Here is a 25,143-nt window from a genome sequence, read left to right on the forward strand (position 1 = left end):
TGTCCGCCGTGACAGAACGGCTGCCGCTCTTCCCGCTGAACAACGTGCTCTACCCGGGCCTCGTGCTGCCCCTGAACGTCTTCGAGGAGCGCTACCGCCGTCTCGTCGCCGACCTGCTCCAACTACCGGCCGACACGCCGCGCCGCTTCGGCGTGCTCGCCATCAAGGACGGCCGCGAGGTCGCCCCGGTCCGCCCCGATGAGGGCCCGGCCGGGCCGCTCGACGGCCTCGGCACCGCCACCGGGGACCCGCTGGAGGCGATGTTCCACATCGGCTGCGTCGCCGACGTCGCCTCCGTCCAGGAGCAGCCGGACGGCCGCTACGAGCTGCTGGTCACCGGCACCACCCGGTTCCGGCTCCGCTCGGCGGACGTCTCCGGCCCGTACCTGACCGGCGAGGCCGAACTCGTCGAGGAACAGCCCGGCGAAGGCTCCGGCGCCCTCGCCGCCGAGGTCGAGCGGGCCTTCCGGGTCTACCAGAAGCGCCTCGCCGGGGCCCGCGAGGCCAGCACCGTCGGGCGCCAGGAGCTCCCGGACGACCCGCAGGTGCTCTCCTACCTGGTCGCCGCCGCCTCGGTGTTCGAGACCCCGGTCAAGCAGCAGCTGCTGGCCTGCCCCGACACCGCCCAGCGGCTGCGCACCGAACTCGACCTGCTGCGCCGCGAGAGCTCCGTGCTCAGCTGGCTGCCGTCGCTGCCCGCCGTCGACCTCACCCGCCAGTCGTTCAGCCCCAACTGATCCGGAAAACCCGCACGTAATCCGGGACACCCGCACGTAAGTCCGGGGGAACCCGCACGGCGAAGAAGGAGCCCCACATGGCGAAGAAGCCGAAGAAGGGCGGGCAGGGCACCCCCGCCACCGTCGCCCTGGAGACCGCCGCCGTCCCGTTCACCGTGCACGCCTACGAGCACGACCCGGCCGCCGCCTCCTACGGCGGCGAGGCCGCCGAGGTCCTGGGCGTCGCCGCCGAGCGGGTCTTCAAGACCCTGGTCGCCGACGTGGACGGCGTGCTCACCGTCGGCGTGGTCCCGGTCGCCGGGCAGCTCGACCTCAAGGCCCTCGCCGCCGCCGTCGGCGGCAAGCGCGCCGCCATGGCCGACCCGGCCGCCGCCGAGCGCAGCAGCGGCTACGTCCTCGGCGGCATCTCCCCGCTCGGCCAGCGCCGCCCGCTGCGGACCGTGGTCGACGCCAGCGCGCTCACCCACCCCACCGTCTACGTCTCCGGCGGGCGCCGCGGCCTGGAGGTCGAACTCGCCCCGGCCGACCTGGTCACCCTGACCGGTGCCCGCACCGCACCGATCGCCCGCTGACCCCGGCTGACCCCGGCTGACCCCCGCTGCCCCCCCGCTGACCCCGGCCGACGGGCCCACCCGCAGATGGGCCCGGGCCCACGCGGTCAGCCCTGCCCGCGCTCCCCCGGCCGCGCGGCGTCCTCCGGCCGAGCACCGTCGTTCGGCCGCGCAGCGCCGTCCGCAGGGGCCTGCGGCACGGCCGCCCCGTACGGCCCGGCCCAGTACGGCGGCGGGTCCTCCTCGCGCTTGCCGAACGCCGCCGACAGCGCCAGCAGCACCACCATCGCCGCCATCGGCCACACCAGCAACGCCCCCAGCGCGCCGAGGTCGATGCTCGCGTCGAAGTGCCCGCCGTTGCCGACCCGCCGGGCTTCGGCGATCAGGTCGTTGCTGGGGCCGAGCCACCGCCCGAGCCGCCAGGCGCCGACCGAGCCGAGCAGTCCGCCGACCACCAGTCCGAGCGCGACCGCGATGCCGCCGCCGCGCTGCCGGGTGGCCAGGAAGGCCCCGAGCGCGGTCAGGAGGCCGGCGCCGAGCGCGATCAGGGCGAAGACCGCGTCGGCCCCCGCCCGCTGTTCGCCCTCGGGGTCGGCGTAGAGGATGCGGTCGCCGTCGACGACCAGCGGCACCTTGGGCGCGAGCCAGACCCACAACCCCGCCATCACCAGTCCGACCGCGATGCAGGCCAGTACCGTGCCCGCGCCGAGCCGCAGCTCGGGCAGCAGCCGCTCCTTGAGCGTGGGGCCCGGCGACTGCGCGACCGCGAGGCCGTCCGGCGGCGGGGTCCCGGCGTCGGGGGCGGGCGGCGGCGCGTACGGATCGGGGGTGATGTCCGGCACCGCGTCCGCGGCGGCGCGGGTGGGGTCCGGAGGCGTGTTCGGTACGGTCACGGACCCCATCGTTTCACGATCGCGGCCGGGACGAGCCGTCGCCCGTACCTGGCGGAACCTGAACCCCGCACCTCGCGGAGCCGGCCCCCGCACCGCGCGGAGTCCGAGCCCCGCACCTCCCGGAGCCGGCCCCCGGGACACGCCGGGACACCCCCTACCGGGAGACGGCCCGCCGGTAGGCCCAGGTGGCGATCGCCAGCGACACCACGCCGACGCCCGCGCAGACGGCGAGGTCGCCCGCGATCAGCGCCCAGTCCGGGTCGGGTTCGAAGGTCCGGGCGAAGGCCTCGACGCCGTACGTGGAGGGCAGCAGGTCGCGCAGCCACAGGACGGGCTGCGGGAGGTGGTCGACGGGCAGCACGCCGAGCAGCAGGGCCGCCGACATGCCGAGCTGCCCGAGCATGGTGGCGATCTCCTGGCGGGGCGCGAGCAGCCCGCAGGCGGCCCCGAGCCCGGACAGGGCGGCTCCGGCGAGCGGGACGACGGCCAGCAGCACCCACAGCTGCCCGAGCGGCAGCCCGAACATCACGGCGCCGAAGGCCGCGGTGAGGACCGTCCCGGGCAGCGTGAACGAGGCGTAGGCGCCGGCCGCGCCGAGCACCACGGAGGCGGCGGGTACGGGCAGCGTCGCGTAGTGGTCGAGTCCGCCGGTGGCCCGCAGCTTCCCGAAGTACTGGGCGAGCAGGTTGAGGGCGACGAACGCCACCACCAGCACGCTGGACCCGGCGACCACGGACCGCGCGGCCGAGGTCTGCCCGGCGTCCACCACGCCCCGCATCATCACGAGGATGCCGACGGACTGGAAGGTGGCGACGAACAGCAGCGGGATCCGCGCCACCCGGGCCCGGGCGAGCTGGGCCCGGTAGACGGCGGCGAGGGCGGGCAGCAGCCGGGCCGCGGGGGCGAGCGGGGCGGGGGTGCCACCGGTCGCGGGGGCGGCGGCCTGCGGCGGCACCGAGAGCAGCGTCACTTGGCCAGTCCTCCGTGGCGGCCCCCGAGCTTGAGGTAGGCGTCCTCAAGGCTCGGGGTGGCGAGGGTGAAGTCGTCGAGGGCGGCGAAGGCCGGGCCGGTGGTGACGGCGGCGACCAGTTCGCGGGCCTGTTCGGGGGTGGTGCGGACGGTCCAGCGGCGGCCGGTGCGTTCGGCCCGTTCGGCGAGTTCGGCGACGGCGGGGACGGCGAGCGGCGCCTCGTCCCGCCAGACCAGGTCGAGCCGGACGTCGCCGTCGACGAGGGCCTTGAGTCCGCCGGGGGTGTCGCAGGCGATGACCTGCCCGTCGTCGATGACGGCGACCCGGTCGAGCACGGTCTCGGCCTCGATGACGTTGTGGGTGACCAGCAGGACGGTGGCGCCGCGTTCGGTGCGGCGCCGGTCGACGGCGGTCCAGACGGCCCGCCGGGCGACGGGGTCCATGCCGGTGGTGGGTTCGTCGAGGACGAGCAGCGGCCGTTCCCCGACGAGGGCCGCGGCGACGCAGGCGAGCCGGCGCTGACCGCCGGAGAGCTTGGCGAGCGGCCGCTGGGCGAGGGGTTCGAGCCCGAGTTCGGTGAGGACGTCGGCGCTTTCGGCGCGGGCCTGGGCCCGGGTGAGGCCGCGCAGCCGTCCGGTGGTCTCGGCGGCGAGCGCGACGGTCAGTTCGTCGAGGGCGCTGGATTCCTGGCCGAGGTAGCCGAGCAGCCGGGCGGCCCGTTCGGGGTGGCGGACGATGTCGTGGCCGAGGAGTTCGACGGATCCGGAGTCCGGCCGCAGCAGGCCGGTGAGCTGGCGGACGAGGGTGGACTTGCCGGCCCCGTTGGGTCCGAGCAGTCCGAAGATCTCGCCCTGGCGGACGGTGAGGCTGATTCCGTCGTTGGCCCGGATCTCGGTGGCGCCGGCTCCGCGCCCGGTGCGATAGGTCCTCACGAGGTCGCGCACGGCGACGCACGGCGGGGTGTTCTGGGGTGCTCGCCCTGCCGACTCGTTCACGACCGAAGACTTTACGCGTTCGCACGGGCGAACCGGACAAGGGGGCCTGATCACCGAAAACCGGCGCGCGGCCCGGCGGGTCCCGCCGGGTCCAACCCGGGCCGTGCGCCCGTCAGTCGTCCACGACCACCATCGATCCGCCGGGCACCCGCACCGCCAGTTCCTTCCAGAATCCGGCCCGGATGGCGTAGCGGTCGTGTTCGTCGATCTGGTCGTCCTTGTGCGCGAGCAGTCCGAAGCGGGCGGCGTAGCGGAGGAGTTCGCCGTCGACCCGGTGCGGGATGCGGGGGTAGTCGGGCCAGAGCACGGTGAGCCGTTCGACGTCGCCCAACCGTTCGCTCCAGCGGCGGGCGAAGACCTGGCCGACTTCGTGGGCGTCGCCGCCGATGGAGGTGATGTCCTCCTCGCGGTCGGCCCAGCGCTGTTCGGCGGTGGTGAGGTGGGCGAGGGTGGGGAGGCTGTCGCCGGCGGTGACGGCGGGTTCGGGGGCGGGGCGGTCGACCCAGCCGCGGTCGGAGGACCAGCGCAGGACGGGGCCAGCCTGTCCGGCGGCGCCCGTCGAGCCGACGGCCTGTCCGTTGGTGCCGTGCCCGTTCGCCTGCCCGTTCAGGAGCCCGTTGGCGCCCTGTCCGTTGGCGCCGTGCCCGTTGGCGCCGTGCCCGTTGACGAGCCCGGTGCCGCCGTGGCCGTTCGCGAGTCCGGTGCCGCCGTGCCCGTTGACGGCCGAGGCGACGGCGGGGGTGCGCCCGGCGAGGTCCTTGGGGGTGGGGACGACCTTGAGCGCGGCGGCCGACTGGGGCCGCCCCGCCGCTGGAACCGCCCCTGGAACGGTCCCTGGGACGGCGCCCGGGACGGCCCCGACGGCGGAGGCCCCGACGGCAGCGGGCACGGCGGCAGCGGGCACGGCGGCCGGCTGGACGACCGGGGGCGCCACGACCGGCGCCGCGGCGGGTGCCGCCACGGGCGGGCCGACGGGCGGGGCGGCGAGGATCTTGGCGATCTCCTGGCGGGCGCCGGGCGCGGGGAAGACGCTGGCGTTCTCCCGGAGGCTGAAGGAGCCCTCGATCCACTCGCGGTCGAGCACTCTTCGCTCGTCGGCCTCGCCGACCAGGTCCTCGGACTGGTTGAAGTCGCCGTCGGCGGCCTGGAGCGCCCACAGGTGGACGGCCACGCCGTGTTCCTTGGCGGTCATCATGCCGGGCAGCAGGTCGCCGTCGCCGGTGATCAGGACGACGTCGGCGCAGGCCCGGTTGCGGGCGAGTTCGGAGAGTTCGGCGTGCATGGCGGCGTCGACGCCCTTCTGCACCCAGCGCCCTTCGGCGCGGGTGAGGGCGCCGAGCCGCACGGTGACGCGGGGCAGGACGCGCAGCCGGCGGTGTTCGGGCATCGGGCGCCGGTCGGGGGCGGCGTCGAACCAGTAGATGCGCAGCAGCGGCAGTCCGGTCTCGGCCTCGGCGCGTTCGCGCAGCGCGGTGATCAGCGCGGTGTGGTCGACGGTGACTCTGGAACGGGACGGGTCACCGGCGAGCAGGCTGGCGGCGGCGCCCAGCAGGTATCCGGCATCCACCAGGACGACACAGCGGTCCATCGCGCACCTCTTTCCACTCGCCCTCGTGTGGGGGTCGGGCCGGGTGGGCGCGGATCCGCCCGTCGTCCGGGCGTGGTGGGGTGAGGGGCCCCCGTGGCCGCCCGATCGTTGGGTCACCTTTTCCCCCTGGTTCGCGCGCCGAACCTCGACGGATGTCGCGGTACCGCAACGGCAAGCCCAACGGAACGCAAAGGCGGGCCCCGTTCAACGACGGGGCCCGCCCTTGGTCACGCCGGGGGGTGCGAGCGGGCGCTCGCCGCGGGGTGCGAGCGTCCGCGGCCCGGCGGGGCCGGGTGTCAGCCCTTGAGCTCGGCGGCGACCAGCTCGGCCAGTTGGACGGCGTTGAGCGCGGCGCCCTTGCGCAGGTTGTCGTTGGACACGAACAGCGACAGGCCGTGCTCGACGGTCTCGTCGGCCCGGATGCGGCCGACGTAGCTCGGGTCCCGGCCGGCGGCCTGGAGCGGGGTGGGGATGTCGGACAGCTCGACGCCGGGGGCGGCGGCGAGCAGTTCGGCGGCGCGCTCGGGGCTGATCGGGCGCTCGAAGCGGGCGTTGATCTGGAGCGAGTGGCCGGAGAAGACCGGGACGCGCACGCAGGTGCCGGCGACCTTGAGGTCCGGGATGCCGAGGATCTTGCGGCTCTCGTGGCGGAGCTTCTGCTCCTCGTCGGTCTCGTTGGAGCCGTCCTCGACGATGGAGCCGGCCAGCGGCACCACGTTGAAGGCGATCGGGCGCTGGTAGACCTTGGGCTCGGGGAACTCGACGGCGGAGCCGTCGTGGGCGAGCGCGGCGGCGCCGTCGACGACCTTGGCGGCCTGGTCCTGGAGTTCGGCCACGCCGGCCACGCCGCTGCCGGAGACGGCCTGGTAGGTGGAGACGACGAGCGCGGCGAGGCCGGCCTCCTCGTGCAGCGGGCGCAGCACGGGCATGGCGGCCATGGTGGTGCAGTTCGGGTTGGCGATGATGCCCTTGGGCCGGTCGGCGATGGCGCCGGGGTTGACCTCGGAGACGACCAGCGGGACGTCGGGGTCGCGGCGCCAGGCGGAGGAGTTGTCGATGACGACGGCGCCGGCCGCGGCGGCCTTGGGGGCGAGGGCCTTGGAGGTGGAGCCGCCGGCCGAGAAGATCACGATGTCCAGGCCCGTGTAGTCGGCCGTGGCCGCGTCCTCGACGGTGACCTCGGTGCCCTGCCACGGCAGGGTGCGTCCGGCCGAGCGGGCCGAGGCGAACAGCCGCAGCTGCTCGACCGGGCCCAGTCCGCCTTCACGACCAGCGCGCTCCGCCAGGATCTCGCGGACCACTCCGCCGACCTGGCCGGTGGCCCCGACAATGCCGATCTTCATTCCGACTACTCCTCTGGATGGTGCTGTCTACAGCCGCACTCTGCCCATCATGCCTTGTCACGCGGGTGCGGCGGCCTGGTGTTCCACGGTGTGAGAGAGCGCTAGTGGTCCAGACCACTCACCAGCTTCAGCGCGGCCTCGACCTCCGCCTCCCCGGCCGGCAGCAGCGGCAGCCGGACGTCCGGGGTGGGGATCCGGCCCTGGGCGTGCAGCACGCCCTTGATCACCGTCGGGTTCGGCGCGGCGAAGGCGGCCAGCGCCAGCCCGGTGAGCCGGTGCCCGAGCGCCCGGGCCCGGGCGGCGTCCCCGGCCTGCCAGGCCCGCGTCAGCTCGACGAACCGGGCGGTGGCCAGATGGGCGGAGGCGAGGATGCCGCCGGCCGCGCCGAGCGCCAGCAGCGGCGACAGGAAGGCGTCCTCCCCGGTCAGCACCGCGAAGTCGGCGGGGGCGGCGGCGAGCAGTTCCACCGCCGTCTGGTCCACTCCCCCGGTCGCGTACTTGACGCCCGCCACGCCGTCCAGCGCGGCGAGTTCGAGCAGCGCGGCGGCGGACAGCTGCTGCCCGGTGCGGTACGGGATGTGGTAGACGACCAGCGGCAGCGGGCTGCTCCCGGCGAGCGCCCGGAAGTGCGCGACCGTCCCGGCCTCGCCCGGCCGCAGGAACGCCGGGACGGTGACCAGCGCGGCCGCGGCCTGCGGCACCCGCTTGCCGAGCGCGGCCAGCGACTCGGCGGTGGAGCGGGTGTCGCCGCCGTGCGCGCCGACGGTCAGGAGGGCCCCGCGGGCGGCGCAGGCGGCCGCGGCGGTCTCGACCACGGCCCAGCGCTCGTCCTCGCTCAGCGCGGCGGGCTCGCCGGTGGTCCCGAGGGCGACCAGCCCGGCCGCGCCGGCCTCCAGCAGTTCGGCGGCGAGCACGGCGAGGGCGTCCAGCGCGACCGTGCCGTCCGCGGCGAAGGGCGTGATCAGGGGGACGTGGATGCCGGTGAGTTCCATGGCCACGATCCTGCGGCCCGCCGATCACCCAGGTCCAGTTCACATTCGTGATGCTTCTCGTAAGCTGAGCCGATGCTCGACGTCCGACGCCTGCGCCTGCTGCGCGAACTCGCCCACCTCGGCACCATCGCCGCCGTCGCCGAGGCGCTCTCCTTCAGCCCTTCGGCGGTGTCCCAGCAGCTGTCCGTCCTGGAGAAGGAGGCGGGCGTCCCGCTGCTGGAGCGCACCGGGCGGCGGGTCGCGCTCACTCCGGCCGGGCGCAACCTCGTCCGGCACGCCGAGGCGGTGCTCGCCCTGCTGGAGCAGGCGGGCGCCGAACTCGCCCACGCCCGGCGGGGCTTGGCCGGCCCCCTGCGGATCGGCACCTATCCGTCGGCGGCCCGCGCGATCATCCCGGCGGTGCTGGGCGAGCTGGCCGCCTGGCATCCGGGCCTGGAGCCGATGGTGACCGAGGTGGATCCGGCGGGCGTCGCGGCGGCACTGCGCGCGGGCGAGCTGGACGTCGCGCTGGTCCACGAGTACGACCTGGTCCCGGCCGATCCGGAGCCGGGCCTGGCGGTGACCCGTCCGGTGTTCACCGAGCCGATGTACCTGGCGGCCCGCGCCCCGGGCACCGTCGCCGAGCAGCGCGGCGCGCCGTGGATCATGGCCCCGCCGGGCACGCTCTGCCACAGCATGGCCGTCCGGGCCTGCGAGTCCGCCGGGTTCGCGCCCCGGATCCGGCACCAGATCGACGACTTCGCGACCGTCCTGGCCCTGGTGGCGGCCGGCCAGGGCGTGGCCCTGGTCCCGCAGCTGGGCGCCGCGCAGCCCCCGCCCGGCGTGGTCCTCACCCGGCTGCCGATGTACCGCCGCACCCGGGCAGCCTTCCGCGCGGGCGCCGGCTCGCACCCGGCCATCTCGGCCTTCGTCTCCGCCCTGCACACGGCCGTCCCCCCGGGCCTGGGCGGGCACGGCTGATCCCCCGGGGGCGCACCCCCGGGGGGATCGGTCACCGGCTCAGCCCGCCAGGCAGCTCGGCCCGAGCAGCTGCTTGAGGTCCCCGAACAGCGCCGGGTCCGACTTCACCCGGTGCCGGTCCAGCCGCAGCACGGTCGTCTTGTTCCGGCCCTCCAGCCGCACCCGGACCTCCGTGGTGCCCCGGTGGCTGCCCAGCACCTCGCCGAGCCGGGCGATCAGCGGCGGGGTGATCTTCACGCTCGGGATGTTGATGACGATCGGCGCCTCGGCGTGCGCGTTCGACAGGTCCGGGACGGACAGCTCCATCCCCATCAGTCGCGGCACGTCCTCCCGCTTGTCCAGCTTGCCGCGCACGAACACCACGGCGTCCTCGACGAGTTGGGCCGAGACCAGCTGGTAGCTGGCGGGGAAGAACATGCAGTCGATCGAGCCCGCGAGGTCCTCGACGGTCGCGATCGCCCAGGCGTTGCCCTGCTTGGTCATCTTGCGCTGGAGGCCCGAGATGATGCCGCCGATGGTGACGATGGTGCCGTCGGGCCGTTCGGCGAGGTCGGCCACCGCGCAGTCCGCCTTGTCGGCGAGCACGTGCTCGATGCCGTGCAGCGGGTGCGAGGAGACGTACAGGCCGAGCATCTCGCGCTCCTGGGTGAGCAGGAAGGACTTCTCCCACTCCTCCTCGGAGAAGACGACGTCGAGGCCGAAGCTGGGCTCGTCGGAGACGGCGTCCCCGCCGAACAGGTCGAACTGGCCCTCGGCCTCCTTGCGCTTGACCCCGACGACGTTGTCGATCATCGGCTCGAACTGCGCGCTGAGGCCCTTGCGGGTGTGCCCGAGCGAGTCGAAGGAGCCCGCCTTGATCAGCGATTCGACGGTCCGCTTGTTGCAGACCACCGACTCCACCTTGTCGAGGAAGTCCGGGAAGGAGCTGAACTTCCCCTTCGACTTGCGGGTGCGGATCATCGAGTCGACGACGGGGCCGCCGACGTTGCGGATCGCGGTGAGGCCGAACCGGACGAGCGTGTCACCGTGCGGGGTGAAGTCCGAGTCCGACTCGTTGACGTCCGGCGGCAGCACCTGGATGCCCATCTTGCGGCACTCGTTGAGGTAGATCGCCGACTTGTCCTTGTCGTCCTTGACGGACGTCAGCAGGCCGGACATGTACTCGGCCGGGTAGTTCGCCTTGAGGTAGGCCGTCCAGTACGAGACCAGCCCGTACCCGGCGGTGTGCGCCTTGTTGAACGCGTAGCCGGAGAAGGGGACCAGGACGTCCCACACCGCCTGGATCGCCGCGTCCGAGTAGCCGTGGTCCCGGCAGCCCTTCTGGAAGGGCACGAACTCGGCCTCCAGGATCTCCTTCTTCTTCTTGCCCATGGCCCGGCGCAGCAGGTCGGCCTGGCCGAGCGAGTAGCCGGCGAGGATCTGGGCGGCCTTCTGCACCTGCTCCTGGTAGACGATCAGGCCGTACGTCGGCTTGAGGATCTCCTCCAGGGGCTTCTCCAGCTCCGGGTGGATCGGGGTGATCTCCTGCTGGCCGTTCTTGCGCAGCGCGTAGTTGGTGTGCGAGTTGACGCCCATCGGGCCCGGTCGGTACAGCGCGAGGACGGCGGAGATGTCTTCGAAGTTGTCGGGCTTCATCAGCCGCAGCAGCGAGCGCATGGGGCCGCCGTCGAGCTGGAAGACGCCGAGCGTGTCGCCGCGCGCCAGCAGTTCGTAGGTCGGCTTGTCGTCCAGGGGCAGATCAAGCAGGTTGATCTTGATGCCCTTGTTCTTCTCGATCGCCTTGACGGCGTCGTCCATGATCGTCAGGTTGCGCAGGCCGAGGAAGTCCATCTTGAGAAGGCCGAGGCCCTCGCAGGTGGGGTAGTCGAACTGCGTGATGGTGACGCCGTCGGTGTGCCGGGTCCAGACCGGGATGTGGTCGGTCAGCGGCTCGGCGGACATGATGACGCCGGCCGCGTGCACGCCGGGCTGGCGGATCAGGCCCTCGATGCCGCGCGCGGTGTCGATGACCTTCTTCACGTCCGGGTCGGTCTCGTACAGCCCCCGGATCTCGCCGGCCTCGCTGTAGCGCGGGTGGCTGCTGTCCGTGATGCCGGACAGCGGGATGCCCTTGCCCATCACGTCCGGCGGCATCGCCTTGGTGATCCGGTCGCCCATCGCGTACGGGTAGCCGAGGACGCGCGAGGAGTCCTTGATGGCGGCCTTCGCCTTGATGGTGCCGTACGTGACGATCATGGCGACCTTGTCGGATCCCCACTTCTCGGTCACGTACCGGATCACGTCACCGCGCCGGCGCTCGTCGAAGTCGATGTCGACATCGGGCATGGAGATGCGCTCGGGGTTGAGGAAGCGCTCGAAGATCAGGCCGTGCGGGATGGGGTCGAGGTCGGTGATGCCCATCGCGTACGCGACCAGCGAGCCGGCCGCCGAACCACGGCCGGGGCCCACCGCGATGCCCTGCTCCTTGGCCCACATGATGAAGTCGGCGACCACGAGGAAGTACGCCGGGAACCCCATCTGGATGATGGTGTCCATCTCGTACTCGGCGAGCTTCTTGTGCTCCTCGTCGTACCCGCCCGGGAAGCGCCAGTCCATGCCCTTCCACACCTGGGACTTGAAGAAGTCCGCCTCGGACTCGAAGCCCTCCGGGATCGGGAAGCGCGGCATGAGGTTGCGGAACTTGAACATGCCCTCGGTGTCGACCCGGGAGGCGACGAGGAGCTGGCTGTTGCGGCAGCCCTCCTGCCAGGCGTCCGAGGAGTCCAGGGCGTACATCTCGGCGGCCGACTTGATGTAGTAGCCGGTGCCGTCGAAGCGGAAGCGGTCCGGGTCGGAGAGGTTCTTGCCGGTCTGCACGCAGAGCAGCAGGTCGTGCGCCCCGGCGTCGGCCTCGGTGGTGTAGTGCGAGTCGTTGGTGACGACCGGGGGGATGTTCAGCTTCTTGCTGATCTCCAGCAGCCCGTCGCGGACCCGCTTCTCGATGTCGAGGCCGTGGTCCATCAGCTCCAGGAAGTAGTTCTCCTTGCCGAAGATGTCCTGGTAGTCGGCGGCCGACTTCACCGCCTCGTCGAACTGGCCCAGGCGCAGCCGGGTCTGCACCTCGCCGGACGGGCAGCCGGTGGTGGCCATCAGGCCGCCGGACAGGTCGGAGATCAGCTCCTTGTCCATCCGGGGCCACTTCACCAGCCAGCCCTCGGCGTAGGAGCGCGAGGTCAGCTTGAAGAGGTTGTGCAGGCCCTCCTTGTTACGGGCCCAGATGGTCTTGTGGGTGTAGGCGCCGGAGGCGGAGACGTCGTCCCGCTTCTGGTGCGGCTGGCCCCACAGGATGCGCTTGGTGTTGGAGCGGGACTCCGGCGCGACGTACGCCTCGATGCCGATCACCGGGGTGATCCCGGCGGCGGTCGCCTGCTTGTGGAACTCGGCGGCGCCGTACATGTTCCCGTGGTCGGTCATCGCGACGTGGGTCTGGCCCAGCCGCTCGACCTCCTTGAACATCTGCTTCAGCCGGGCGGCACCGTCCAGCATCGAGTACTCGGTGTGGACGTGCAGATGCGCGAACGGCTGATCGCTCAAGGCGGGGCCTCCGGAGGCGAGTGCGGGTCTGGTGGGCCGGCGAACGCGCAGGTACGCGCAGGTCACGGAAGGTGCCTGGAAACGGATGTGGCCCGGACCACCTCGTGGGGTCCGGACCATCACTCACACGTTCACGCGTCTACTCTAGCTCCCCTTCGGAGGCGGCTCCCTCCGGCTCGGAGCCTCCCGAGCTCAGCCCGGCGAGTCGCGCCCCGGCGGCCTCGCGGACCTCCGGTACCTCCATCGGGTCGTCCCGCAGGTGGGCGAGGCGTTCCCGGACGTGGGGGCGGTCGGGGGCGTGCGCGACGGCCAGGAGGCGGGCGTCGGCCTCGCAGTCCCAGAGGCACTCGGTGTACACCTCGGCCAGCCCGGCGGGGGCGACGGCGGCCAGTGCCTCCAGGTAGGCGGGGCGCTCGGAGGAGTGCGGCGTCCACAGCCAGAAGCGGCGCAGCAGCGACGCGGCCCCGGCCGCTTCGGGGCCGAACCGGGCCAGGCCCCGGGCGGTGCGCATCGGGCCGCACCACTCCTGGGCCGCCCACTGCCGCTCCAGCTCGCCCGTCGCCATGGACGGATCACTCGCGCCGCCGCCGTGCTCCGGCAGCAGGGCGGGCGGGCTCGCGCTGTCCCGCTCGGGGGCCGGGTCCGTCGAGCCGCGGGGGCCACGCCGCCGGCGTACGTCCTGCCCGTCACGGACGTCCTGCCCGGCCGCCAGGTCCTCCCACCACTGGGGCGGCCAGACCACGGCCACCGACTCCAGGACGGCCACCCGGTGCTCGCCCTCGCGGACGTGGGTGCGGAGTGCGTCCCGGGCCTCGGCGGAGCCGCCGAGCGCCAGCAGCTCCAGGACTCCGGTGGCCCGCAGGCAGGTGTCCTCGTCCCCGGTCAGCAGTTCGACGATCGGTCCGACCGGCAGTTCCAGGTCCCGGACGAGCCGCGCCAGGTAGAGGTGCCGGTCGTCCACCTGCCGGTCCCAGCGCCAGTCCCAGCGGATGCACCCGTAGACCAGGTCGGCGGCTGCCGCCGGGTCCTCCGCCGCCATCCGCGCGCCCAGGCCCCGGCCGCGCTGCAACAGCCCGGGCAGGGTGCCTGCCGGGGCGTACTCGTATCTCCGCTGTGCCACGTGCCCAATCGTCCCTCAGCCCCCGACGGCTGGGCGGCGGGGGCTGGGGGTGGGGGTGGGGGTTAGGTGTCGTCGGGCGGGGTCGCGCGGAGGGCGGTGATGACGCCCAGGACGACGGTGGCGATCGCCAGGGCGAGGAGGACGGCGAAGGCGGTGGCGATCAGGAAACGCACGAGTCGTCGCCTCGTTCGGCGGCGAGGAGGAGGGAGAGGAGGTTGAGGAGAGTGGAGGCGGGGGCGGCGTTGAAGCGGACGAGGATGCGGCCGTCGATGGTCTTGTCGGTGGTGGCCGAGGGCCAGATCAGGCCGAACCTCCGGCCACGCTCCTGGACTTCGGCGAGGAGCGTGTGGATGTGGTCGTCGGTGTAGTGCCGGATCCGGGGGTCGGTCGGCAGCATGGGGCGACGGCGCGGGAGGGGGAAGGACATCAGGCGGCGTCCAGCTCGAACCACACCATTTTGCCGCGTTCCTGGGGGTCCACGCCCCAGCGGTGGGTGAGTCCTTCGATGAGTTGGAGGCCCCGACCGGACTGGGCGAGGGGTGCCGGCTCCTGCTTCTTGGGGAGGTCCGGGCTCTCGTCGCTGACGGACACCCGGAGGGTGGGGCCGACGGCGAGGATGAGGACGAGCGGCGCGGGGGTGCCGCCGTGCCGCCAGGCGTTCACGAGCATTTCGACGAGCGCGAGTTCGGCGTCCGCAGTGGCCGAGGGCGAGTACCCGCAACGACCCATCGCGTCCCGGAGGGACTGGCGGGCGATGGCGAGCGAGGGCGTGTTGAGGTGACGCATGGGAGTTCTCCCGAGGCGTGATGGTGAAGGAGAGGAAACGGCGGACACGCTGGCCAGCGAGCACCACTGACGGTCCGTCGGATCGCTGTGACATTGACCATAGCGCAGCTGAGTATCCAAATTTCTACACTCTCGGGAAGTTCCCCCTATGGTGGTAACTGGTGGACCGGCGCTCGACGAGCGCGGCACACTTGGCCGGACTGCACCTTCGGAAGGAACCCATGCCTCCACGCTCCAACCCGACACTCCGCCAGCGCAGGCTTGGCACCGAGCTACGGAGGATGCGCGAGCAGGCTGGCTACGGCGGCTCAGAACTCGGCCGTATCGTCGGCATGAGTCCAGCCCAGGTAACCCAGATGGAATCTGGACGGATCGGCATCAGTGTCGACCGCCTCAGCATCATCGCCGCAGCCTGCAACTGCGCCAACCGCCCACTGATCGACGCCCTCGCCGAAATAATCGCGGAGCGCGGGAGAGGCTGGTGGGAGGAGTACCGCGAGGTCCTGACAACGGACTTTATCGAGGTCGCGGAGATCGAAGGCTACTCGACAGCACTCGCCACCTGTACGACCACCTACATCCCCGGCTTGTTGCAGACCGGCGCCTACGCCTCCGCAGTCTTCACACGGGTCTATCCCCCGCTGTCCCGCCCGGACATCGACGTCCGAACCGCGTTCCGGGTGCAACGACAGCAGATCGTCCGCTCGGGCAAGACTCCACTTCAGGCATTCATCCACGAAGCCGCGCTGCGAATGCAGTTCGGCGGACCCAAGGTGCTCTCCGAGCAGTTGGACGCGCTCGTCGAAGACTCCGAGCACAGCGGGATCTCAATCCGCGTAGTGCCCTTCGCTGTCGCCACCTTCCCTGGAGCCTCCGAGAACCTCACGTTCGCGAAGGGTCCCATTCCCGAGTTGGATACCGTCCAGATGGATGTCGCCCAAGGCGTCCTGTTCTTCGAGTCCCCAGCAGACCTGGCCAAACATCGGGCGATCTTCGCTCGCATGGACTCCCTTGCGCTCTCCGAGGAGAAGTCGCGGGACCTCATCCGATCAGTCAAGAAAGAAGTGGAAGACAGCTATGCCTGAGTCGAAGTGGCAGAAGTCCAGCTACAGCGGCGCGACCAATGAGTGTGTCGAGGTCCGCACCATCGACGGCTTGGTCGAAGTCCGCGAGTCCGACGAGGGCCACCTCATCATCCCCACCACCCCCGCCCACTTCGCCGCCTTCCTCCAAGCCGCCAAGACCGGCGAGTTCGACCACCACGCCTAGACACACCACAGCGCAGGAAGTCGGCCAACCCGACTTCCTGCGCCGAACAACCAACGGGACCCCAGATGACCGACACCAACTGGCAGAAGTCCAGCTACAGCGGGGCTTCCAACGAGTGCATGGAGATCCGCACCGCCGACGGCCTGGTCGAAGTCCGCGAGTCCGACCAGGGCCACCTCATCATCCCCACCACCCCCGCCCACTTCACCGCCTTCCTCCAGGCCGCCAAATCCGGCGAGTTCGACCACCACGCCTAGGGCCTGTCCGGCGGATCAGGCGCGAGCGTGGTCCGCCGAATGCCCAGAGCGACTCAGGCCTGCGAGAACTGAGCGACGTACTCAGCGAACGCCGGGATGCCGACTTCTGCACGGCGCTCGTCCATGTGCTCGGGATCCTCGCAGGGCCACGGGATCGGCGAGCCGTCCTTCACGCCGGCGATCTGCGTGCCGTAGATCTGCTTCTGCCCTTCGTTCACAAGCGTGCGATCACGCAGGAAGGCGAGATCGCGCGGGCTGGCAGCACCGCTGGCCACCGCCTGCTCCATCAGCCCCAGCGCGCGCCGCTGAATGTCGAGCTGACGGTCGGCGTGCTGCGCGATCAGCCACGCAGCCCGAGCGGCGTCCTCGCCGACCAGCTCCGCGGTCGGCCACCCGTGCGCGTCCATGATCTCGCCGAGACGATCCGCGTGCTGCGCGGTCAAGCGGCGCCACGCCAACTGCTCCGCCGGGTCATCGCTGTTCGCCTGGCGCGCGGCCTGGTGATCTGCCGCAACCATGGCAGTGAGCTCTGCGGCCACTGCGGCGATGTCGGATGCCATCCCTACTCCACGTCAGATCGAGGTTTTCGCTGGTCATCCGCAACCTTAGGTGCGCAAATCATGACAAAATCTCCTCCCGGAGGACGGTGACAGACGCGTCCGAATGTTGGGATACTTGATCTATCCGCGGATCCGGAGCCGGATCGACGCAACACCGACAGTCCCGTGAAAGACGTAGGCGCGCTTCTCATAGCGCGCCGCGACGGCGCGGAAGTGCTTCAGTCGATCCACTGGCCCGGCGTGATCAGTAGGGCCAGCGGCCGGCAGCCGCCTTCCCCCGCCAGGTGGACTTTGCCCAGGTCGTCTGCGGACCAGCGCCGATGCCGCTCGTAAACGGTCTTCCAGCTCCCGAAACGCTCGGGCAGATCACGCCAGGGCACTCCCGTTCGGACGTGGTCGTGGCGGTTGGATGTGCGGTGACGTCCCTTCGACCGCTGGAGGCACGGTGGCTGGGCCTGTCATCAAACCCAGGCACTGCACCGCTACCTGCGCCGGCGCAACGCCAACGCCCGCCACCCCGACGTACTCGCCGCCCACCGCAAGGAACGCGCCCGCATCCGCGGCGAGAAGGGCATCCGCTGGGGCGGACGCCCCCTCGACGCCGCAGCCTGACCGACCGCGAACCGCGGCCCCGGAGTGCCGAAAGAGACAGGTTCACGAGAAGGACAGCGGCAGAAGGACGGCTCAGGAGGCGGACGGCTCGATCTCCCCCGCGAAGACGATGACCTGGTCGATGAGGCTCCGCCGCAGATGGACGACGTCCGTTCCCGCCAGGCGGGGGCCCCCATCCGGCGTGGTGAAGACCCACTGGTACCGGGCCCACTCGCCAGGCATGTCCACCGCCGAGCAGCGCGCCATCGTGCCGGCCCCCGCCGGGTGGCGCCGGATGTCCAGCACGAACTGCTCGACCGCCGCGATTCCTTCGCTGCGCCCCAACGGCCCCCAGAAGACCACGTCTGAGGTCAGGGCCTGGGAGAGCAGGGCAGTCACATAGCTGTCGTCCGAGGCGTTGAACGCGGAGATGAACGTGTCGATCGCGGAGCGTGCCGTCTCTTCCTGCATGCCCCAGTAATACCAGCCGTTGCGCGTGCGCTCGCCCCGCGAGCCGCCTTCCGATCACGTCGGACCATCCCGGTCACAGCACTGGACACACCACAGCGCAGGAAGTCGGCCAGCCCGACTTCCTGCGCCGAACAACCAACGGAGCCCCAGATGACCGGCACCAACTGGCAAAAGTCCAGCTACAGCGCCGCGAACAACGAGTGCGTGGAGATCCGCACCGCCGACGGTCTGGTCGAACTCCGCGAGTCCGACCAGGGCCACCTCACCCTCCCCACCACCCCCGCCCACTTCGCCGCCTTCCTCCAGGCCGCCAAAGCCGGCGAGTTCGACCACCACGTCTAGATGAATGAGTCCAAGGGATCCGGGTTGGCCGCAACGAGGCTGACTGCGCCTGCTCAGTCCAGGCGCCGCCGGTAGTAGGAGATCGTGACGACCGCGAGCAGCGGCCCCCACAGCAGCAGTGGGGCGTAACAGGCGTCCATCACGACGAGCGCCGCCCCGGTCGGGGCTCCCTGTGCCCCTCCGAAGCCGCCCGCCCGGGGGATCGTCAACAGCATCAGAACGGCCGCGCCGAGCAACGCCGGAATCACCGCCGCCAGCGGCGCGACACGCTTCCCTCCGATCAGCGGGATCCAGCCCGGCACCACCTCGCCCCAGGGCTTGACCAGCCCAAGGGTGAGCAATGTGAGCCCTTCGGTACCCAAGCTCATCGCGATGCACATGGCGCTGAACCAGCCGGGGATGTCCAATCCCGTGGTGTTGAATCCCACCGGTATGCCGACCCCCATCGCGATCCGCCAGATCCCGGACGGCACCGCGGTGAGTGCCGCAATGTGCGCGACTCGGACCACCCAACGGGCAGGAGACTGACTCTCGGAGGCCGCAGCGGCTGTCGGTGTCCCAAACGTGACCATGGCCCCATGCTGTCCCGCGGTCCGCCCCGCCGAATCATGCGCAAGGTCCAACTCAAATCCCCCGCAGGGGGGATGGAGAACCTCGGCTTCGACCGGACAGTCGCCGACACCCGACTGACCGCACGCCAACCGAGTCCAAGGGATCGTCTGCGGAGATGGCGCGAGGGCGTCCAATGTAGGTGTGCGAAGGCAGAATTGGACACCCTCGCAACGGCGCTCCACGTAAGGATCGACGACCAGCTGAAGGCTTCGCCGGACTTCCGCCGCCTGTTCCCGCACCTGCCCCAGCAGTCCGGGTACAACAAGCGGCTCCGCAACGCATCCGAGCTGATCAAGCACATGATCTGGGCGGACTGCCGGTCCTGTTCGCACTCACCCGCGCGAAGTCCGACGAACGCGAGTCCCTGCACGGCATGCTCGATGCCGCACCCGACGTCGTCGCCGCCCATCCGAGGCAGACGATCATCGGCGACAAGAACTACTACGGCCACGACTTCGAGCACGACCTCACCGAGCGTCACCTGGCGTGTGTCCTGGCGCTCACCGCCGCGATCTGGTTCAACGACAAGACCGGCCAACCCGTCAAGCGATCCCTGATCGCCTTCGATCACGCAGGAAGTCGGCCAGCCCGACTTCCTGTGCCGAACAACCAACGGAGCCCCGGATGGCGCGGGCGAGGCGGCCTCACCCCGGCGGGTGAGGCCGCCGTGCGCATCACCAGGGCACTACGCCGGCGTCCTCGAAGAACTGGCCGGTCGGGCCGTCGTCCGGCAGGGTCGCGAGCTTGATCGCGATCGCCGCGCCCTGTTCGGGGGTGCGCACGCCGCGGAAGCCGTTGAGGTCGGTCGCGACGTAGCCGGGGCAGCCGGCGTTGATCAGGATGTTCGTGCCGCTCAACTCCCGGGCGTACTGGAGGGTGACGGCGTTCAGGAACGTCTTCGACGGCGCGTACGCCACGGCCACCGGACCCGCCGTCTGCTCGGCAGCGGCTCCTGACTGGCGGGTGAGGGAGCCGACGCTGCTGGACATGTTCACGATCCGCGGTGAGGCGGAGCGGCGCAGCAGCGGCATCATCGCGTTGGTGACGCGGATGACGCCGATCACGTTGGTCTCCACGACCGTCCGGATGGTGGCGGGGTCGACCCGGGTGGGCTCCTGCGGCATGCCGCCGGTGATGGCGGCGTTGTTGACGAGCACGTCGAGGCGCCCGGCCCGTTCCTCGATCAGCCGGGCGGCGGCGGTCGCGCTCGCGTCGTCGGTCACGTCCAGCGGTACGCCGAACGCGTCAACGCCGGCGGCGCGCAGCCTCTCCACCGCGGCCTCACGGCGCTGGTCGTCGCGGGCGCCGACGCCGACGCTCCAGCCGAGGGCGCCCAGGCCCGCAGCAATCTCGTAGCCGATTCCCTTGTTCGCGCCGGTGACCAGCGCAGTCGTTCGTTCGCTCATGGGGCCATGCTGCCGCCGGCCCCCGGTCGGGGTCCAAGACCGATCGGGTGGGAATCGATACCGTCTGGGTATTGATCCGGAGTACCGTGGCCGGATGGAGACCCGGGAACTGCGCTACTTCGTCGCCGTCGCTGAAGAGCTGCACTTCGGGCGCGCCGCGCAGCGCCTCGGGATCGCGCAACCGCCGCTGTCGCGGGCGATCCAGCAGCTCGAACGACGGCTCGGGGCAGCGCTGCTGGATCGGACCAGCCGCACCGTCACGCTGACGGAGGCCGGCTCGGTCCTGCTGGTCGAGGGCCGGGCGGCCCTGGAGGCGGTCGACGCCGCCGAGCGTCGGACCCGCCGCGCCGCCGCTTCCCCCACCGGCCGCCCCGGCCTGGTCCTGGTCACGAAGGCCAGCGCGTCCAGCGAACTGCTGGCGGAACTCCTCGACGCGTACGCCGCCGAACCCGGCGCGGTCCCCGTCGACGTCATCCTGTGCGGACCGGCCGAGCAGGCACGATTTCTGCTCGAAGGCCGGGCCGACGTGGCGCTGCTGCACCGGCCGTTCGACTCGACGGCCAGGCTCCACACCGAAGAACTCGGCACGGAGGGCCAGGTGGTGGTCCTGCCGGCCGGGCATCCGCTCACCGCCCGGGACCACGTGCACATGGCCGACATCACCGGGCTGCCGGGCCTGCCCCTGCCACGCTGGCCCAACCCCGACGGCACCTACCCACCCGGCCCCGGCCCCCAGGTCCGCGACCACGCGCAGCTGTTGCAGCTCGTCGCGCTCGGCCGGGCTTGCGCGGTCTCACCGGAGTCGTGCCGAGCCCGACTGCACGGTGACCTCGCGGCCGTGCCCGTGCTGGACGCGCCGAAGGTCACCACCGTGATCGCCTGGCCACCGCACAGCCGGTCCAGGGCCGTCGCCGACTTCGTCCGGACGGCGACACGTCTCCGGTAGTTCCGACCTGCCCGGCCGGGTTCCACCTGTCGTGGCCCGGCTCGACCGTCACTGGACATCGCCGTCACGACCAGCGGAAGTCCCAGCCGGTGGAACTCCCGTGCGACCGTGGGCGATCGCCGAGGACCAGGGGTGAAGGCAGCCGCCTCCGCGACGCCTGTCGAAGTTGCGTTTTCCCCGGCCCAAGTGGCCTCTTGCACCGGCCATTGCGGGGGCCCCGAACAGGTGACGGATCGCGAGACGCCCCACGCGCAGGAAGTCGGCCGGCCCGACTTCCTGCGCCGAACAACCAACGGGGAACAACCCACCACCCGCCGCCAAGCAGCCGAAGCCGGCGGGTTCGACCACCGCTCCCCAGTGCCGCTCACGCGCCGCCCGCCGCGGGATCAGGCGCTGCCCGCCTTTTCCTCGACCAGGACGGCGCCGGAAGCCGCTTCGGCCTTGCGCAGCGGAAGTTTGGACCAGCGGAAGGGAGCCAGCAGCAGGCCGAGGTAGGAGTCCGGCAGCCGGACCTGGTCGGCCAGGCCGATGTCCTCGGGCGGCATCCGGTCAGCGGGCAGGTAGAAGGTCCCGAACAGCAGATCCCACAGGACGACCTTGCCGCCGAAGTTCTTGTTGGCTTCGCTCAGGTCCCTGGAGTGGTGCCAACGGTGCCCTTCCGGTCCGGGCACCAGGTAGTTCAGCGGGCCCAGACGGACGTCCATGTTGGAGTGCATGGTGACGCCGTGGCAGTTGTAGAAGGTGAGGAGGATGATCAGGCCGGAGAGGCTGTGCAGCGTCCACCCGGTCAGGGCCAGCGGGAAGACGATCGCCACGTCGTCGAGGAAGAAGTCGATGGGGTGGAACCGGGCGGAGTTGAGCCAGTAGAGCCGCTCCGAGCTGTGGTGCACCGCGTGGAAGCGCCAGAAGACCCGCGAACCGTGAATCCAGCGATGCATCCAGTAGTAGAAGAACTCTCCCACCAGGAGCGCCAGCGCGGCCTGGGCGACGGGAGGCCAACTCGTCGGCCACAATGTGCTGTCCAGCTCTTCGGAAAGCAGGACGGATCCGGCGAACAGGACCGAGAGGAACAGCGGCTCGATCAGCCGGGCGACCACCAGCAGGGCCACCAGACTGGAGGTGGCGTCCGAGACGACGTCCTTGCGCGAGCGGTTCCAGCCCTCGTAGAACGGCTGGACCCGCTCCAGGACGGCCACGTACACCGAGGCGAAGAGGGTGACCATCGGCACGATGGCCCACTGCGGGAACGAGGTGTCGACCAGGGTGATGGATGCCCCGAGTGTCAGCACCATGAGGATCGGATAGCTGAGATAGCGGATGGTGAAACGCAGGGTTCTCCGCGCGCCGCCGAGTTCTGTTTCCGTCGTTGAATTCATTCCTGATCTCCCCGTGGACTTCTTCGGACTTCTTCAGGCTTCTTCTGCACCCCTCCGCGCGGGACGGGCAGGTATCTACTGGCTTCCGGGGATCTGCTGCCATATCCGGACCGGCCCCAACGGCGAGAATCCGTTTGCCTCGGCAGCCGCCAGCTCCGCGTCCCGCTCGTACCCGACCAGGTCGATTCCCGGTGCCTCTTCGTGAGCACAGGAGATGAGACCGGCCCATGTCCGGGAAGATTCCCCCGAGGGTCCGAAGACGTTCGACACCCCCGCCACACCATGGCTCAGGTGGAGCACGGCTCCCGCCACCAGGCCGTCGCCCGAGAATCCCCCGAGGAAGATCACGCCGTCATCGAGCAGAAGGGTTTCGGGGAACGTGTTCACCGACGTGTCGCCGCCCGCCCATGCCCGCTCCCACGTCCGCAGCTCATCGGTGCCGGTGATACGCCGCCACCGCTGGTCGGCGCCGTCCCGTGACGCCACCTGCGCCGGGGCCGCGGCTGCGGCCGGCCGGTGGATCCACTCCGCCTCGATGAGAATGCGATAGTTCCCCGGGAGGAGGTCGGCGTTGGCGAAACTGTCCTTGACGAAAAGCGGCCCCAGCGGCGCCTCCCGCAGTACGTCGAGAACCTCCGAGCCGGACATCGACGGGCTCAGGATCACCAGGTTCGGGTAGTACGTGAGACTCTTCTTCAGATTCACCCACGCGACGTCGGAGATCTCTCCGGAGAACCCGTGCGCCCGACACATCGCCTCGCACCAGGACGAGTTGTTCCGGGCGGCGGCAAGCAGCATCGGCGCCACCGGAGGGGCGGCGGCCGGAGCCCGGCCATGGCCGAACCATCTCACCGGGAAGGCCGCGACCGAGCGAACGGATCGGCACCAACGGACCCACAACCTCGTAACGTCCACCAACTCCCTTTCGTCAAGGCCGACTCCGCAGCCGGCCGGCTTCCGCACCGCCGACCCTTCGAAAGGGATGGGCCCTGTCCGGGAAATCCCCTGACGACCCAGGCCGAGCGCCTTCAACGACCTTCTTGCACATCGGCGTTGCGCGGCGCTCCGCTATGATCACCCCTGCTCATGACCACGTCAAGATCCTTCCCGAGGGCACCTGCGACACCCGCACACGCCCGCCGGCGTCGACGCGTCCGTGGACCGGAAGCGCGGTCGGGCCGACAATTCCCGCGCGCACTCGCGGTTTCGTGCACCAGAATGCCCGCATGGAAACGGACACCGTGGCGGAACTGGTCACGCGGGCACTGTCGGCAATGCGCGCCATCACCGCCTCGGACGATCCGGACGACCACGACGGCTGGAACGAGTACTCACCGCTGCTGTGGCGGGCGGCCGCCGACGAGGCGGCGCTGCCGCTCGGCCTGGAGCTGATCGGTTCGACCGATCCGATCGAGCGCACAGCGGGCTGCGACCTGCTGCGCGACACCAGCTATCACCACGAGGCAACCCGCGCCGGGACGGCCACCGCACTGGTCGCCCTCGCGCAGCGGGAGACCGACGACCACGTGCTGCGGGCCCTGGCGCGCGCGATCGAGCAGACGCACGACCCGCGCGCCGTCCCCGTCCTCGTCGCCCTCGCCGGGCATCCTGACGCCGAGGTCCGCGAGGGGGTGGCCCGCTCGTTCGCGGAGGTCCTCACCGGCCTGCCGGACGGGCCGGACATCCACACCCTCATCAGGCTGACCCAGGACCAGAACCCGCACGTCCGCGACTGGGCGACGTTCACCCTCGGCGTCCAGTCCGCGGCGGACAGCCCCGCGATCCGGGCCGCGCTCTGGGCGCGGACGGCCGACGAGCACGACGAGACCCGCATGGAAGCGATCCACGGACTGGCCAGTCGGCACGACCCCCGCGTCGTCCCGCTCCTCGCCGAACTGATCGGCAGCCCCGAGGGCGCACACGCCCTCACGTTCAGCGCGGAGCCGATCACGGACGACCCCGAACTCCTGCCGCCCCTCCCGGAGTACGAGCCCGGAGACGACTGGACCACCGACGCCGTGAACGCCTGCAACCCGGTCCGGCGGGCCCGCCTCGACGCCTTCGCCTGGGAACTGGTCTGCACGCTCCACCGGCTCCGCCCCGACCTGGACGCCGCCGTCTCGATGGAACGCTGCGGCTGGGGCCGCTCCCTCGACATCCACGCCGCCTCGGAGCCGACGGGCTACGACATCGAGGCGCTGCTCACCCGCGCGGACGGCGACCCCGCGCGCGCTGCCGAACTGGTCTCGACCGACCTGCCGAGAATCCAGCCCGACTGACACCTCGCCCCTTTCGGGAGCCGAGACTTCGGGTCTAGCCCTTGGTGCCCCTGCCGCTCAGGAGGTCCGCGATGCGCGCGTCGACCTGCTCACGGTCGTAGCCCCGCCGCACGATCTCGAACGCCGGCGGGGGTGGCGGCGAACCGGCTTCGGACAGGGCCCTGAGATAGAGGTCGACCTGCTGGCGTTCGTAACCACGCCGCACCAAGTCGAAGCCACGGAACTCTGGCGATGCTGACACTTCGCGGGTCCTCCAACCTTCGGTATCCACGTTCGTCGTCATGACACGGGCTACAGCAACCCCGCTGCGGCCACCGGTGATCACCGGCGTGGCCGCGGCTCCCACCCTAGACTCTGCCCACCGACAGGTGGCGCCCGATGTCCTGATGCCCCGAACTCCACCTCCGCCACCGGAAGCCGGTTGACGGGTCATCCGGCATTCGGGTTCATCCGAAAACCCACCGGCCGGGGTGGCGTAAAAAGGCGTCAAGACTCTCGATCTCGCCATATGGATTCCGTATGGAGT

At 71.2% G+C, this 25,143-nt stretch carries 26 protein-coding genes and 3 pseudogenes; 11 read left to right on the plus strand and 18 right to left on the minus strand.

The window, feature by feature from the left end; genetic code table 11:
- The first annotated feature begins 8 nt into the window (after positions 1-8).
- Together AC07BF_RS11695 and ybaK are read left to right on the plus strand one after the other, a co-directional pair.
- Positions 9-737, plus strand: coding sequence for an LON peptidase substrate-binding domain-containing protein (locus tag AC07BF_RS11695; protein ID WP_363582835.1), 729 nt, complete (start codon positions 9-11; stop codon positions 735-737).
- Positions 738-814: 77 nt separating this feature from the next.
- Positions 815-1,309 carry a Cys-tRNA(Pro) deacylase gene (gene ybaK, locus AC07BF_RS11700; RefSeq protein ID WP_063347187.1) on the plus strand — a complete coding sequence of 165 codons (495 nt, stop codon included), beginning with the start codon at positions 815-817 and terminating at the stop codon, positions 1,307-1,309.
- An 86-nt stretch (positions 1,310-1,395) separates the two neighbouring features.
- On the opposite strand, the gene AC07BF_RS11705 is transcribed toward ybaK, so the two are convergent.
- From AC07BF_RS11705 to AC07BF_RS11730, 6 genes are all read right to left on the minus strand, one after another.
- Entirely contained in the window at positions 1,396-2,181 is a 786-nt protein-coding gene (locus AC07BF_RS11705) for a hypothetical protein (protein ID WP_478333306.1), read from the minus strand.
- 154 nt (positions 2,182-2,335) lie between these two features.
- The gene (locus AC07BF_RS11710; protein ID WP_363582839.1) at positions 2,336-3,151 is read right to left on the minus strand and encodes an ABC transporter permease; all 816 of its coding nucleotides are present in this window, start codon (positions 3,149-3,151) and stop codon (positions 2,336-2,338) included.
- The gene (locus AC07BF_RS11715) at positions 3,148-4,146 is read right to left on the minus strand and encodes an ABC transporter ATP-binding protein (RefSeq protein WP_400811967.1); all 999 of its coding nucleotides are present in this window, start codon (positions 4,144-4,146) and stop codon (positions 3,148-3,150) included. Before AC07BF_RS11715 ends, AC07BF_RS11710 begins: the two co-directional genes overlap by 4 nt.
- Positions 4,147-4,258: 112 nt before the next feature.
- A complete protein-coding gene (locus AC07BF_RS11720) occupies positions 4,259-5,734 on the minus strand; it encodes an NYN domain-containing protein (RefSeq protein ID WP_478333307.1) in 1,476 nt (491 codons plus the stop codon).
- Between the two features lie 296 nt (positions 5,735-6,030).
- Positions 6,031-7,077: an aspartate-semialdehyde dehydrogenase gene (locus AC07BF_RS11725; RefSeq protein WP_363582845.1), complete on the minus strand. Its 1,047-nt coding sequence runs from the start codon at positions 7,075-7,077 to the stop codon at positions 6,031-6,033.
- 101 nt (positions 7,078-7,178) lie between these two features.
- Entirely contained in the window at positions 7,179-8,069 is an 891-nt protein-coding gene (locus tag AC07BF_RS11730; protein WP_363582847.1) for a dihydrodipicolinate synthase family protein, read from the minus strand.
- A gap of 72 nt (positions 8,070-8,141) precedes the next feature.
- Here AC07BF_RS11730 and AC07BF_RS11735 point away from each other — a divergent pair, with 72 nt between their 5' ends.
- Entirely contained in the window at positions 8,142-9,029 is an 888-nt protein-coding gene (locus AC07BF_RS11735) for a LysR family transcriptional regulator (protein WP_350885762.1), read from the plus strand.
- 39 nt (positions 9,030-9,068) lie between these two features.
- Here AC07BF_RS11735 and dnaE read toward each other — a convergent pair whose 3' ends face one another.
- The 4 genes from dnaE to AC07BF_RS11755 form a co-directional block, all read right to left on the minus strand.
- Positions 9,069-12,602, minus strand: a complete 3,534-nt coding sequence (gene dnaE, locus AC07BF_RS11740) for a DNA polymerase III subunit alpha (protein WP_363582849.1) — start codon at positions 12,600-12,602, stop codon at positions 9,069-9,071.
- 139 nt (positions 12,603-12,741) lie between these two features.
- Positions 12,742-13,722 (minus strand): hypothetical protein, encoded by a 981-nt coding sequence (locus AC07BF_RS11745; RefSeq protein WP_363582851.1) that lies wholly within the window; start codon positions 13,720-13,722, stop codon positions 12,742-12,744.
- A gap of 160 nt (positions 13,723-13,882) precedes the next feature.
- Positions 13,883-14,149: a hypothetical protein gene (locus tag AC07BF_RS11750; RefSeq protein WP_159398403.1), complete on the minus strand. Its 267-nt coding sequence runs from the start codon at positions 14,147-14,149 to the stop codon at positions 13,883-13,885.
- Positions 14,149-14,508 carry an ATP-binding protein gene (locus AC07BF_RS11755; RefSeq protein ID WP_363582853.1) on the minus strand — a complete coding sequence of 120 codons (360 nt, stop codon included), beginning with the start codon at positions 14,506-14,508 and terminating at the stop codon, positions 14,149-14,151. The genes AC07BF_RS11750 and AC07BF_RS11755 overlap by 1 nt, the downstream gene beginning before the upstream one ends.
- A gap of 221 nt (positions 14,509-14,729) precedes the next feature.
- On the opposite strand from AC07BF_RS11755, the gene AC07BF_RS11760 reads away from it, so the two are divergent.
- From AC07BF_RS11760 to AC07BF_RS11770, 3 genes are all read left to right on the plus strand, one after another.
- Positions 14,730-15,593 carry a helix-turn-helix domain-containing protein gene (locus AC07BF_RS11760; RefSeq protein WP_363582855.1) on the plus strand — a complete coding sequence of 288 codons (864 nt, stop codon included), beginning with the start codon at positions 14,730-14,732 and terminating at the stop codon, positions 15,591-15,593.
- Entirely contained in the window at positions 15,586-15,777 is a 192-nt protein-coding gene (locus tag AC07BF_RS11765; RefSeq protein WP_363582857.1) for a DUF397 domain-containing protein, read from the plus strand. Before AC07BF_RS11760 ends, AC07BF_RS11765 begins: the two co-directional genes overlap by 8 nt.
- Before the next feature lie 65 nt (positions 15,778-15,842).
- Positions 15,843-16,034, plus strand: coding sequence for a DUF397 domain-containing protein (locus AC07BF_RS11770; protein ID WP_363582859.1), 192 nt, complete (start codon positions 15,843-15,845; stop codon positions 16,032-16,034).
- A 53-nt stretch (positions 16,035-16,087) separates the two neighbouring features.
- Here AC07BF_RS11770 and AC07BF_RS11775 read toward each other — a convergent pair whose 3' ends face one another.
- Both AC07BF_RS11775 and AC07BF_RS11780 read right to left on the minus strand, forming a co-directional pair.
- Complete coding sequence (locus AC07BF_RS11775; RefSeq protein WP_363582861.1) at positions 16,088-16,594, minus strand: DUF6624 domain-containing protein; 507 nt, start codon at positions 16,592-16,594, stop codon at positions 16,088-16,090.
- Between the two features lie 296 nt (positions 16,595-16,890).
- Positions 16,891-16,980, minus strand: a pseudogene (locus tag AC07BF_RS11780) (transposase); the annotation flags it as partial.
- A gap of 76 nt (positions 16,981-17,056) precedes the next feature.
- On the opposite strand from AC07BF_RS11780, the pseudogene AC07BF_RS11785 reads away from it, so the two are divergent.
- Positions 17,057-17,206, plus strand: a pseudogene (locus AC07BF_RS11785) (IS630 family transposase); the annotation flags it as partial.
- A 72-nt stretch (positions 17,207-17,278) separates the two neighbouring features.
- Here AC07BF_RS11785 and AC07BF_RS11790 read toward each other — a convergent pair.
- Complete coding sequence (locus tag AC07BF_RS11790; protein ID WP_363582862.1) at positions 17,279-17,656, minus strand: nuclear transport factor 2 family protein; 378 nt, start codon at positions 17,654-17,656, stop codon at positions 17,279-17,281.
- Positions 17,657-17,806: 150 nt separating this feature from the next.
- Here AC07BF_RS11790 and AC07BF_RS11795 point away from each other — a divergent pair, with 150 nt between their 5' ends.
- Positions 17,807-17,998 (plus strand): DUF397 domain-containing protein, encoded by a 192-nt coding sequence (locus AC07BF_RS11795; protein WP_363628755.1) that lies wholly within the window; start codon positions 17,807-17,809, stop codon positions 17,996-17,998.
- A 53-nt stretch (positions 17,999-18,051) separates the two neighbouring features.
- Here the strand turns inward: AC07BF_RS11795 and AC07BF_RS11800 are convergent, their stop codons facing one another.
- A complete protein-coding gene (locus AC07BF_RS11800; protein ID WP_363582866.1) occupies positions 18,052-18,507 on the minus strand; it encodes a hypothetical protein in 456 nt (151 codons plus the stop codon).
- A 135-nt stretch (positions 18,508-18,642) separates the two neighbouring features.
- On the opposite strand from AC07BF_RS11800, the pseudogene AC07BF_RS11805 reads away from it, so the two are divergent.
- Positions 18,643-19,181 (plus strand): annotated as a pseudogene (locus AC07BF_RS11805) (hypothetical protein); the annotation flags it as partial.
- 103 nt (positions 19,182-19,284) lie between these two features.
- Here the strand turns inward: AC07BF_RS11805 and AC07BF_RS11810 are convergent.
- Entirely contained in the window at positions 19,285-20,016 is a 732-nt protein-coding gene (locus tag AC07BF_RS11810; protein ID WP_363582868.1) for an SDR family NAD(P)-dependent oxidoreductase, read from the minus strand.
- 94 nt (positions 20,017-20,110) lie between these two features.
- On the opposite strand from AC07BF_RS11810, the gene AC07BF_RS11815 reads away from it, so the two are divergent.
- Positions 20,111-20,962 carry a LysR family transcriptional regulator gene (locus tag AC07BF_RS11815; RefSeq protein WP_363618904.1) on the plus strand — a complete coding sequence of 284 codons (852 nt, stop codon included), beginning with the start codon at positions 20,111-20,113 and terminating at the stop codon, positions 20,960-20,962.
- Positions 20,963-21,348: 386 nt separating this feature from the next.
- Here AC07BF_RS11815 and AC07BF_RS11820 read toward each other — a convergent pair whose 3' ends face one another.
- Positions 21,349-22,338, minus strand: coding sequence for a sterol desaturase family protein (locus AC07BF_RS11820; RefSeq protein ID WP_478316926.1), 990 nt, complete (start codon positions 22,336-22,338; stop codon positions 21,349-21,351).
- A 75-nt stretch (positions 22,339-22,413) separates the two neighbouring features.
- Positions 22,414-23,136 (minus strand): hypothetical protein, encoded by a 723-nt coding sequence (locus AC07BF_RS11825; RefSeq protein ID WP_400805684.1) that lies wholly within the window; start codon positions 23,134-23,136, stop codon positions 22,414-22,416.
- Between the two features lie 428 nt (positions 23,137-23,564).
- Between AC07BF_RS11825 and AC07BF_RS11830 the strand changes: the two genes are divergently transcribed.
- Positions 23,565-24,617 (plus strand): HEAT repeat domain-containing protein, encoded by a 1,053-nt coding sequence (locus AC07BF_RS11830; protein WP_363582876.1) that lies wholly within the window; start codon positions 23,565-23,567, stop codon positions 24,615-24,617.
- Positions 24,618-24,651: 34 nt separating this feature from the next.
- On the opposite strand, the gene AC07BF_RS11835 is transcribed toward AC07BF_RS11830, so the two are convergent.
- Complete coding sequence (locus tag AC07BF_RS11835) at positions 24,652-24,900, minus strand: hypothetical protein (protein WP_363582878.1); 249 nt, start codon at positions 24,898-24,900, stop codon at positions 24,652-24,654.
- Positions 24,901-25,143 lie beyond the last annotated feature (243 nt).

It is taken from the genome of Kitasatospora sp. NPDC043950 (genome assembly GCF_056435345.1).